The 10,130-nt window shown below is 57.6% G+C and carries 9 protein-coding genes and 1 pseudogene; 7 read left to right on the forward strand and 3 right to left on the reverse strand.

Going from position 1 to position 10,130, the window contains the following annotated elements; all coding sequences use genetic code 11:
- Positions 1–874 precede the first annotated feature (874 nt).
- On the forward strand, positions 875–2,206 hold the full coding sequence (locus tag P0R31_RS39940) for an aspartate aminotransferase family protein (RefSeq protein ID WP_275520834.1): 1,332 nt from the start codon (positions 875–877) through the stop codon (positions 2,204–2,206).
- 1,119 nt (positions 2,207–3,325) lie between these two features.
- On the opposite strand, the gene P0R31_RS39945 is transcribed toward P0R31_RS39940, so the two are convergent.
- Positions 3,326–3,607: a helix-turn-helix domain-containing protein gene (locus P0R31_RS39945; protein ID WP_275520826.1), complete on the reverse strand. Its 282-nt coding sequence runs from the start codon at positions 3,605–3,607 to the stop codon at positions 3,326–3,328.
- 457 nt (positions 3,608–4,064) lie between these two features.
- Between P0R31_RS39945 and P0R31_RS39950 the strand changes: the two genes are divergently transcribed.
- The 3 genes from P0R31_RS39950 (at position 4,065) to P0R31_RS39955 (ending at position 5,289) form a co-directional block, all read left to right on the forward strand.
- A complete protein-coding gene (locus tag P0R31_RS39950) occupies positions 4,065–4,418 on the forward strand; it encodes a hypothetical protein (RefSeq protein WP_343299371.1) in 354 nt (117 codons plus the stop codon).
- A gap of 98 nt (positions 4,419–4,516) precedes the next feature.
- Positions 4,517–4,702 carry a transcriptional regulator domain-containing protein gene (locus P0R31_RS41260; protein ID WP_430516897.1) on the forward strand — a complete coding sequence of 62 codons (186 nt, stop codon included), beginning with the start codon at positions 4,517–4,519 and terminating at the stop codon, positions 4,700–4,702.
- A gap of 41 nt (positions 4,703–4,743) precedes the next feature.
- On the forward strand, positions 4,744–5,289 hold the full coding sequence (locus tag P0R31_RS39955) for a DUF2285 domain-containing protein (RefSeq protein ID WP_275520828.1): 546 nt from the start codon (positions 4,744–4,746) through the stop codon (positions 5,287–5,289).
- A 228-nt stretch (positions 5,290–5,517) separates the two neighbouring features.
- On the opposite strand, the gene P0R31_RS40960 is transcribed toward P0R31_RS39955, so the two are convergent.
- Together P0R31_RS40960 and P0R31_RS40965 are read right to left on the reverse strand one after the other, a co-directional pair.
- Complete coding sequence (locus P0R31_RS40960) at positions 5,518–5,802, reverse strand: hypothetical protein (protein ID WP_343299372.1); 285 nt, start codon at positions 5,800–5,802, stop codon at positions 5,518–5,520.
- Between the two features lie 251 nt (positions 5,803–6,053).
- The gene (locus P0R31_RS40965) at positions 6,054–6,419 is read right to left on the reverse strand and encodes a helix-turn-helix domain-containing protein (protein WP_343299373.1); all 366 of its coding nucleotides are present in this window, start codon (positions 6,417–6,419) and stop codon (positions 6,054–6,056) included.
- A 334-nt stretch (positions 6,420–6,753) separates the two neighbouring features.
- Here P0R31_RS40965 and P0R31_RS39965 point away from each other — a divergent pair.
- The 3 genes and pseudogenes from P0R31_RS39965 to P0R31_RS39975 all read left to right on the forward strand — a co-directional run.
- Positions 6,754–7,050: pseudogene (locus P0R31_RS39965) on the forward strand (MATE family efflux transporter); the annotation flags it as partial.
- A 1,067-nt stretch (positions 7,051–8,117) separates the two neighbouring features.
- Positions 8,118–8,270: an alkaline phosphatase family protein gene (locus tag P0R31_RS39970; protein ID WP_275520831.1), complete on the forward strand. Its 153-nt coding sequence runs from the start codon at positions 8,118–8,120 to the stop codon at positions 8,268–8,270.
- A gap of 167 nt (positions 8,271–8,437) precedes the next feature.
- Positions 8,438–9,505 (forward strand): alkaline phosphatase family protein, encoded by a 1,068-nt coding sequence (locus tag P0R31_RS39975; protein WP_275520833.1) that lies wholly within the window; start codon positions 8,438–8,440, stop codon positions 9,503–9,505.
- The last annotated feature ends 625 nt before the right edge of the window (positions 9,506–10,130 follow it).

Here is a 10,130-nt window from a genome sequence, read left to right on the forward strand (position 1 = left end):
AATGGAAGCTCCTGCGCCAAGCCAATCCCACCGATCAGCAAGCCGCCTGACCTTCACCCCGCCGATCATAGAACTAACTGTACCCGCGCGCATGCGTCAATCAGGCGGTCCTCGTCGTATGCGTACGATTAAAGCTTGTCAAGTCTCGATCCATTGTTCGACGCCTCCGAAGCGCTTGGGCCAATGTTCTCGACGGGGCGGTGCTCGCTACTTACCCCGTTTGCGGCACTCTGATCATGCTGAAGCCAGAAAAACCCAGCGACTAAGGCGACCGGCGCGTTCCGCTTGTGACCGGAGGAGCGCGCGGGATTGGAGTGGGCATCGTGCGCCGGCTCTTGGTCGATGGCTATCGCTCCGCTTTTGCGCTTTTGTGGCGACAAAAGCGGAACACGTAGAGCGGGCGCTTAATCTTTTCGGCTGTGCAGAAGATCAACTCTATGCTGGAAGGATTGACGTAACGCGACACACGCTTAAGACAATGCACACAACCGTGTGCAATAACGAAAGTAGGTAGCACCAAAGTAGGTAGTATCTCGATTTATTATTGGTGTGTACGGTCAACTAGCATCTTGCCGGACAAGGCGATGTCGCTAACTAACCTGAGGGTACCTATAGAGTTTGCCGCATATTCAAGTGATGACACTCCGCAATCCCGTAGAGGTCAATCCGGAGCAAGGGAGATAGTCTGGCGATTTTCAGGTCGCCGGGCTGCTCAAATTGGTTCGATGTCGCTCCAGAGACCTCCGACACTCCCGGAAGCCGAACAGCAAGGCTCAAAGTTGTGGCGCGGCGATGGTAGTTGGTTGGCCCACTCAGCAACATTGGCAAAGCAATCGAGGAGGATATTGTGAACCTGGAGATTGGAGGTTCGAATATGGCGCCTGGATTTCTGCGCCCTGGGCGGTCCAACGAAAACTTTGTCCGGGCCAAAAAGGTCTTCCCAGACGGTACCTCGCGGGTAACAATTGAGCGAAATCCAACTCCGCTCTACATCGAGCGTGGGATGGGCAGCTATCTGTTCGATGCTGATGGCCGCCGGTTTCTCGACCTTAATTGCAACTTTACGACGTTGATCCATGGACATGCGTTCGGGCCCGTAGTGGAAGCGCTAACGCATCAGCTCCAGCGCGGCACCTGCTTCGCAAATCCGACGGAGAGGGAGATCGAACTCGCTGAACTACTTTGCGGCCGCATTCCGCAGGTTGATCATGTTCGCTTCGTCAATACGGGAACTGAGGCCGTGCTGTTTGCGATCAAAGCTGCGCGGGCCTTCACCGGACGTCCGAAGATTGCCAAGCTCGAGGGGGCCTACCATGGCGCCTATGACTGGGTCGAGGTCAGTCAAGCAGCGACACCCGACAATTGGGGGGACGCCGTCGAGCCAAAGTCCACCGCCTTCTATCGCGGGATGCCTGCGAGCGTGCTCGACGAAGTAGTTGTGCTCCGTTTCAATGATCTTGAAGGGGGGCGCCGCTTGATATCATCGAATGCGCACGATCTTGCCGCCATCGTTCTGGATCCGATGCCGAGCCGCGGTGGCCTCGTTGCGCCTAAGCCTGAATTCATGGCCGCAGTGCAGGAATCTGCCCGTAGGAACGGCATCCTGGTGATTGCTGATGAGGTCCTCAATCTTAGGCAGAGTTTCCAGGGTGCTTCAGCACGTTACGGCCTTGTTCCGGACCTCATCACTATGGGCAAGATCATCGGTGGCGGTTTGCCGATTGGAGCAATCGGCGGTCGCGAGGACGTTATGAAGGTATTCGATGCCTCAGCGGGTCGGCCGCTGCTTCCGCAAGGCGGTACGTTCTCCGCCAATCCACTTTCCATGACAGCGGGGCTGGCCGCAATGCGGCATCTGGATCAAGCGGCTTTTGCACATCTTGAGATGCTTGGTGATATTGTCCGGGACGGAATCTGTCGAGCTATCTCAACCAGGGACGCGCCGATGTGTGTGACCGGAGCCGCCTCACTGTTTCGCATCCATCCGAAGGCGCAAACCCCGAATGACTACCGCGAGGCCTATCTTACGCCTGCCGGAGCAGGTCGAATGAAGGAGCTCGTACGCTTCTTTGCGGAGAACGGCATCATCCTGCCGCATGGTGCTGCCGCATCGATCTCGACACCGATGACGCGCGCCGACGCTGAGTTCATCGTGGAGGTGTTCGTTGGCTTTCTCGATAGCCATCAAGACATTTTCGGCCGATAACGGCAAGCAAATGGACGCACTGTGTCGGCAGTGCTTTTCGGCTTCATGATTTGTTGAGATGCAGTCAATGGGCCGACATCGACAGCTGTCAGTTAAGGGGCGAAGGCCCCCCAACCTGGCGGTCTCGCAGAAAGGTGTTCAGAATTCCTTCTGGGGATATGGCCATGCGTGAACCCGCGTGGGGATGTTGGCCATTCTCACAGAGTGCGTATTTGAGCGCTTGCGCGCGGCTCGCGAACAGGCCACCAAAAATACCATTCTGTTCGCGGACGACCCAGTTGCCAAACCGACTCTTGCCAACAAAGACGGTCGAACTTCTGGGGCGTCCGAAAGGAAATTCGACAAGCTTCATGACCATGTGCCCATGAGTTTGCAGCTTCATCGTTTGGAAATCACGGCACCGTTTTATGAAATCGGTTCACGGCAGCGCACGAGCGGACCAATCGCCTACGTGTTTGGGTGCCCCGAGACCATCCCCGTTTTCGGCTGGGATAGACGTGCTGGATCGGCTCGCTTAGTGTGTCCGCCTATGAATTGTCCGCTAGCGTCAAGCAGCACGCCGCTATGGTACCGTTTCTGATTAAAGCTGCTGCACTTCCTTGGGCTCATGCAGTGCGCAATAAGCACGACGCCGAACGTTCGCCGCCGGAGCGTAGCCAAACGTAAACGACGTCATTGCCATGGGGATTGTTAGCCAAGCTCGCTTGGCGCCTCCAGGCGCGACCGCATCGGTCCCGCGACGCACCGTCGGGAAATTTTGTGAGTGCTGGTGGGATAAATGGAGTACCTATCGGACTTGGCATCTGCAGCTCCGTTCTTAGATCGCGGTTTTGAATGGCCGGATTCGTTCCTTTTTTTGAGAGCCCTCAGGATTGTGGTCATCTTGCACGACCGTTGCTGATCCCGGTCACCAATTACGGCGCCTTAGCCGCGAACCGGTCATCGATCTCGATGGCGAAGTCTACAGCAAGCACGAAGCGACCGCCGCTACCAATTCTAGTAAGAAAGATCGTTTTCACCTTCTGGAGACGAGGAAATGTGCCCTGCCGCCGTTTGCGGTAACTGCGACGTTGATTTTGCCGCTTGGGCAGCAAGCATAAACCCCGTCATCGAGGGGTACTATTTCGTTTTTCGACGTGAACGCGCCGGCTTGCGACCCTTACGCAAGGTCTTTGGCGGCGCCGAACCTTTGGGTGGTTGAAGAAAGAATTCAGACAAATGAACATCAAGCGTTTCTGCGATGCGCTCGAGAATATCGATTTTTGGGTTCTCCGATTGCTGCTCGATACCGCCCAAATAGGAGCGGTCAACCCGTGCATCGTACGCCAACCCCTCTTGCGAAATACCGCGATCTACGCGGATCCGGCGCACATTCCAGGCGACAAGCGCACGAGCTTTCATGCGCTAAAGCAGCCATTCTGACGGCCATCAAACCACCGGCTATAACCTACCTATTGCGGTAGGTTCGCCTCGAGTACAGATGAGCAGAGTTCGCGCGTAAGCTAAGTGAAAGAGCTGGTACTGGATCCAGACGTCGCGATGTCGCGCCGGGCGAGCCAATGCTGACGAGTTATGCCGAGAAACATGTTGACCTCTTGATTCGGGCCGACAGCGCCGCACGCTGGACGTCAGTTCTGCTGATCGCGCTCTGAGCGTAACGGACTGCGATCAAATATTCTGGCGGCGGTCTGAGCGAGCGAAATCGAAGGGAACGATGGGAACAGACGCTGCCAGCCACGAATTGGCTTTGGCAAGGAGTGTTCCTGCAGACCGCGACGATCGGTTCTCTACGAAGAGCCGCTTAATACGGCTACGTCGCTTGAATCGATGCTTCTCAATCTAGTAGGACTTTCAGGCAGTGCCGCTCGATCCAAAAATTGCAGATTCCGCGCCTAACGCGCCCCAGCTCACGCCGTATGACGAGCAACATGCCGTCACTTATATGCGTCTCCTCGATGCCCTGGCCGATAACGCTGATTGGCGCGAAGTTGCGCGCATTGTGCTTGGTATTGATCTCACCGTTGATCCGGATCGCGGCCGTCGTACTTTTGAAAGTCATCTGGCTCGCGCCAAGTGGGCGGCGCGTCAGGGCTTCGGCATCTCCTGCAGCGCGGTTGGCCGAAGAGTGAGGAATGAATGCGTTTGGAAAAGAGCGGCACTTCTGTTGGTATCCGATCGTAAAATTAGATGGTCCCATCACGGAATCGCATAACAGCGAATATTTACATGGCGCAACCATAAATAGTCGTGCTCTCGGCTGCAATTCCTTGCATGTCATAAAAGCATACGGGGAAAGTAGTACGACGCCGGGTGCAATTGAAAACAGGGGAACCCTATCCTGACGCCAAGAAAGCAGAAGCTGCGGACATAGCCTGGGAGTGGCTCCGCCGCAATTGCGGGGACCAAACGGACTATATGGGCCTGGCCGCCACCGAACGCTCCGGCGCGATGGCGGACCACTTCCGACAGCAGCGGGGTCTGTCTTTTTGCAGCTGATCCGCAGGTTCGACCAATAAGTCATTTTCTGGGCGCCAGAAGTGCTGTCGACCGTGCTGGCCGTGCGCGCCTCTGTTCGCGCGACGGCGTCCAAACGGTACGATCTGGATTTCAGCAAGCTAGCGGGCCGTGAGCTTCGTTGCGTTCCGGATGGATGGCATGCCATCGTGGCGCTCGGAGGAGCGAAGCATCGCCCGTGGCTCAGCGAACTTCCATCGGGCGCCTCATCGGTTGCTGTCGACCTGCCGCTCGATCGCAATTTCGAGGTTCATTTGCGGCAGCTCATCGACTTTCGCTCGCGCACTCGAACCGCGGCCCCTTGGACCACGTCCTCTGGAGTCACAATCTTGATCCGTCATCGGCTCATCCTCGCCTTGCGTGCAGTCGATGGGTCGCTGAAAGGAAATAGCTATCGCGAGATCGCACAAGGCCTATTCGGTAAGCATCGTATTCCTGATCGCGGCTGGAAAACAGACCATCTCCGCAGCCGGGCCATTCGCCTAGTCCAGACGGGACTGCGTCTCATGCGAGGCGGCTATCGCGCATTGCTCCGCCGTAACCGCAAAGACAGGAGCGAGGGGTCCTGAGCTTTTGGTTGATGGTACGGTCCGGGTATCTCACAAGACGATTGTGTTGGCCGGTTTGAAGCCGGAACGGGTTCTGGCGGGGCGCGGTCAGCGTTCTGGACTGCGGGTTGGCCGCGGTACTCACCAAAAACGTGCCTCGCCGTCGATCGGGAACGGTTTGCATGTGCAAATGGACGCGCTAGCATTATTTAAAGCATCGATCGAACTTCTGCTATCAACGATACGCGGTTAGGCGGCTTCCGGAATTGCAGCCTTTTTACAGAGCCGAGCGACCCATCGGCAAAAGGCACGAGCGACTTCGGGATTGTCATTTCGGTCCACCGCATAGGCCCGATATTGCATGCCGCTTGGAGTACGCGATCCCGGTATCACATAGAGCGCCCCCGTGCGCACGAGATCGCTGACAATGATCTCAGGCGCTACCAGCAGGCATTTCCCGGTTATGACGGCCGGCAAAGCAAGGTAATTATGATCGTATCGCGCCCCCGACTTGATGTCCTTTGCGGCGTTCATCGCCCTGAGCCAGGTGGGCAGTATGTCGGGCCGCGATGTGATATTAAGAATCGGCATCAAACGGGCAAGTTGCGAGCGTTTTTCTCATGACATGTTTTGGCGAGCCTACGCATACGAGCGTCTCATTGTGGATTGCCCAATCGTCAGCCGGTTCAACGACACAAAGATCGCGAGTAAGCAGGATGTCGAAATTGTCGGAGGATCTCGGCGGAGACAATGAACTGATCACGTCGACGACTACGCCGCCCATCTCAGCAGAGAACGCCTGGAGATTCGGAATCAGAAAGGAGTATGCGAAGGTGGAAAGAGACGTGCGGACCACGATTAGCATCCGTTCGGCCTTTACGCCGCATTCTCGTTGCGGTGAAACACACTGTGTCGAGCGGCTCGGCAACGGCGTTCGCGAAGAGCCTTCCAAGTTCCGTCAATTCGCTCCGCCGGCCCCGCCGTTGTACTAGATCCGTACCAAAGTAGTCTTGTAACACAGCCAAATAACGACTGACCGAGCTCTGTGTCGTTCCTAATGAGCTCGCTGCACGCGTTACGCTTCCCTTGCGCGCAATGGTCACAAACGCCCGGATAGCATTGAGAGGCGCGTCATCGTGTCCGGCAGCCATCTTCTGCTACGCTAGCTTTTGGACTGTCCGCTGATTGTCAGGGCGGGCCCATTGCCAGGAATGAATGCTCCTTCACATTATTCGATGTGTATTGCCGGATTAACGCGTATAAGCTATATCTCACGCACAAATCCGCCTTCTCGGTACGGTTCGTGCGTCGGGCTCGCGAACTTTGATTGCCTTCGACGTCTTTTTGAGATCTGGATCTCCAGACTGTCACCAAGGGAACCGCTCGCTGATGTCGCCATCGACATCGAGGGCCGTCTAGATGACAGGCCCGCTACTTTCAACAGAGGGAGGATTGCGAGCTGTTCCTGGGCGGGTCGGCCCGCGTTCCGAGGCAACGATCGGTCTCGCTGCAAAGCTCCTCATCGCCGGCGCAAACCTCTCTATCGCTGACGCCGCCCAGTGCATTGCGTCAGGCGGCCTGCGCGGACTGAAGGACACGCGGGTGCCGCTTCTGCTTGCGGCCATTGCTTGGTGGCTGATCGGCTTTTCCCGCAGCTATTGGCTCGGTCTGAAGGTCGGTTTGGGCGCCATTGGTATATGGATTGGCTTGTCGATCGGAACGACCATCTATGCGGCGCTCCTCGTCCTGCGGTTCCGCCACTTGACAAGGCGCGCTCACTGATGCGCGCACATCACTGATGCCAAACGGCGGCCATACGCCAGCATGCTTGCCAGTGCCGATGCGACGGGGTCGAACGCAGGATCGGCTGAAAATTGAACGTGGCGCTTCATGGCGCGACTGCAAAGATAGATAAGAAGAGATAGCGATTAGCATCGTATTATTCGATCATTTCGTTTCAAAGAAACGATAACCAAGTAGGAGTCCTCAAAGCATCCTTTGACGACTTGCAGGCTTTCAAACTTGTCACCACTGGCAGAAGGGCTCAACGGCTCCCTCTCTTCGAGAGAAAAGGCCGCAAATCGTGCGGCCCACCGGCGCCCACCGGGCGTCGATGCGATCACGCTTAGTCCGGAATATCAATTTTCAACACGCCGACCGGTCTCTGCAAGCTCCACAGCCGCGGAATTCCTCCCAAGCACACGAGATGCATCGCTGGAATCAAGCCGCCACGCGATACGAGCCACGTCAGCGACGATTCCTGGCTCAATCGCGATGGCGACCAGATTAGGATCGGCTGCGGCGGCGAGCAGGTTCGGTTGGACGCGGCATTTGCCAATGTTGCTTGCGAGGCCAAGGCTACCCTCGGCTTGTTCGATGCCCGCCAGGCTCGGCGGCCTCGGGGCCTGTGATGAATTCCGAGGCTTTGCGCTGCGCCGAGAGACGTGCATCAGGCGACCATGCTCAGACCAAATTGCTGACACTGCAGCCGGTGTCCAATCCAACTCGGCCCAGACTACGGCTGAGGAGAGCTGCTGGCGCTCGCGAGCCGCTAATCCCGGCCCGGGACCGGTCGACACGCTGACTGGGCGTTGGTCAGCATAGCCGGGAGCTCCGTACCCGCATTGCGCTAGCGCTAGCAATCAGCGTCGGCTCCAAGTCGATGGCGCTGGCGCGTCAGCCAAGTCCTGGGCGTTTCCAATCCGCTACCTCCCAGCTAAACGAAAGCTCTACGATAATGTTCGAACGACCGCACCGGAATCGGGTTCTCATCGTGCTGTTCGATGGGCTTCGCCCCGATCTCGTCAAGCCATTACTAACGCCGAATCTGGTCAGGCTTCAGCGCCGCGGTGCTGGCCCGGCAGCGTACCGTCTATCCCAGCGAAACACGAATAGCTCTCACGAGCCTCGTCACTGGCGCGACGCCGGATCGCCACGGCATCGTTGGAAACTCATCATCTCGACAAGCAGTCCCCGATTCCGCGCTCCGTCGACACGAGTGACGCGCGCATGATCGAGGATCTTGATGCCGCGAGCGGCGGCCATCTACTAGGTGTGCCGTCACTTGGCGAGATCTTAGCGGCGAACGGCAGGACCTTCGCGGTCCTGGCTTCCAATTCGGCGGGGGGCAACGCGCCTGCTGAACCATAAGGCTCGAAAGTTCGGCCAAGTGACGCTCTCCGGTCACTTCCCTTGCATCGCGACCTCGGCCGAGATGCTCACAGAAGTGGAGACTCTGCTGGGGCCGACGCCGGCACCCCCGCCCACGGGAACCCCAGATCTTGCCTCTCAAGCCTTTCTGACTTCAGCATTTCTCCAGGTCATCTGGCCTCGGCTTCGGCCCGACGTCGCAATTCTCTCCTTCGGCGAGCCCGATATCTCCTCGTACGATTGTGGGACCGGCGCGCCAAAGACGCTTGAAGCAATCAACTTTGTCGATCGGCAGTTTGGCCGCGTGCTCGATTGGTGGGAGGCTGAGGGCTTGTCCCAAGGCGTGCACCTGATCGCCACCTCCAAACATGGGCACGTGACGGTGCATGCGCAGGCCGATCTATTCGAGACGCTGGAGGCTGCGGGGCTGCGCTGTGGCCCGACACCGGCGGCCGGGACCGATGCCGTCGTCATACCTGGGCAGGTCGGAGCAATTTACCTCACCGAGCCATCGGAACACGTTATCCGCCTCGCGGTCGGGGCGATGATCGAAAGGCCCTGGTGTGGGCCGATGTTCACCGCGGGTGGCGCGCTCGATGGCATTGCACCAGGCAGCTTTGCCCGCCACTTGGTGTTCGCCGACCATCCCCGATCGGCGGACATCCTGTTCTCGTTCCGGTCGGATGACAGACTCGATCCATTTGGCCTTAGCGGCCGCACTTGGAGTGTGGATGGGCCTATCGGCCTCGGAGTGCACGGCGGGCTGCATGCCAAGGAGATGTCGTCGGTCGGCATTTTGGCGGGACCGTTGATCAAAGGTGGCTTTGTCTCGCAAATCCCCTCGAGTATTTGCGATTTTGCGCCGACACTGCTCGGTCTTCTGGGCCTCTCGCGGTCGGCAACGATGACCGGTCGCCCCCTTGCAGAGGTCTTTAACCATGATGGAGAGGACCTGCCTAGTACGGTTGAGAAGATATACGAGACCAGCAGCGGCGCGTACCGGCAGTGTCTTCGTCGTGTGCAGGTCGGCGAGGCCGTTTATCTTGATTCTGCTGACGTAGTAGCTCATCCCAGCAACCTGACATGAAATGAGCGTCGATCCGCAAAGCTCATCAAGGGGGATAGTCGCGTGCGCATCTGATCTGTGATCGATGATGGAATTCGTCGAAAAATTCGATGGAGCGCGAAATTTATGCGCTGACCGCGGGGCTACTGCATCAAATCAAACCCACGTGTTTGCTATCCTGTGCGAATAAATACCATTCATCGGGAAGGGCCGATTTATGTCGAAGGTGTCACCATTTCATTCAAAGAAGCCCAATGCGCGGAACGTCTATCACGACAACGACAAGTGTACTGAGGGCAATAACATCGAACGGCAATATCTCGCCTCCGGCACCGGAGGGCGGCCGCGCTGCGAACATTGCGCGCGCCTAGCCTAGTTCGCAACTGGCGCGGCGGATAAAAATGAGCCCCGCCTCGCCACGCAAAAATCCGCTCTTACCCGACTGGAAGCAGTTCGGCGCCTGGTGGATCTGCATCAAGCAGGAAATGATGTGCGCCGCTCAAGCCTGAGAGATCGGTCTGACCTGCCCCTGAATTTTCATCCAGCGGCAGTTAGAGTCTCGGGGTTTTGTACGCCAAGTGGCGCGGGTGGAGCAACGGACGATCGGCGGAGCTGGTCGGGGTTGCGCAGCCGATCGTCCGTTGCG

It is taken from the genome of Bradyrhizobium yuanmingense (genome assembly GCF_029167105.1).
In the GTDB taxonomy this organism is placed as follows: Bacteria; Pseudomonadota; Alphaproteobacteria; order Rhizobiales; family Xanthobacteraceae; genus Bradyrhizobium; species Bradyrhizobium yuanmingense_A.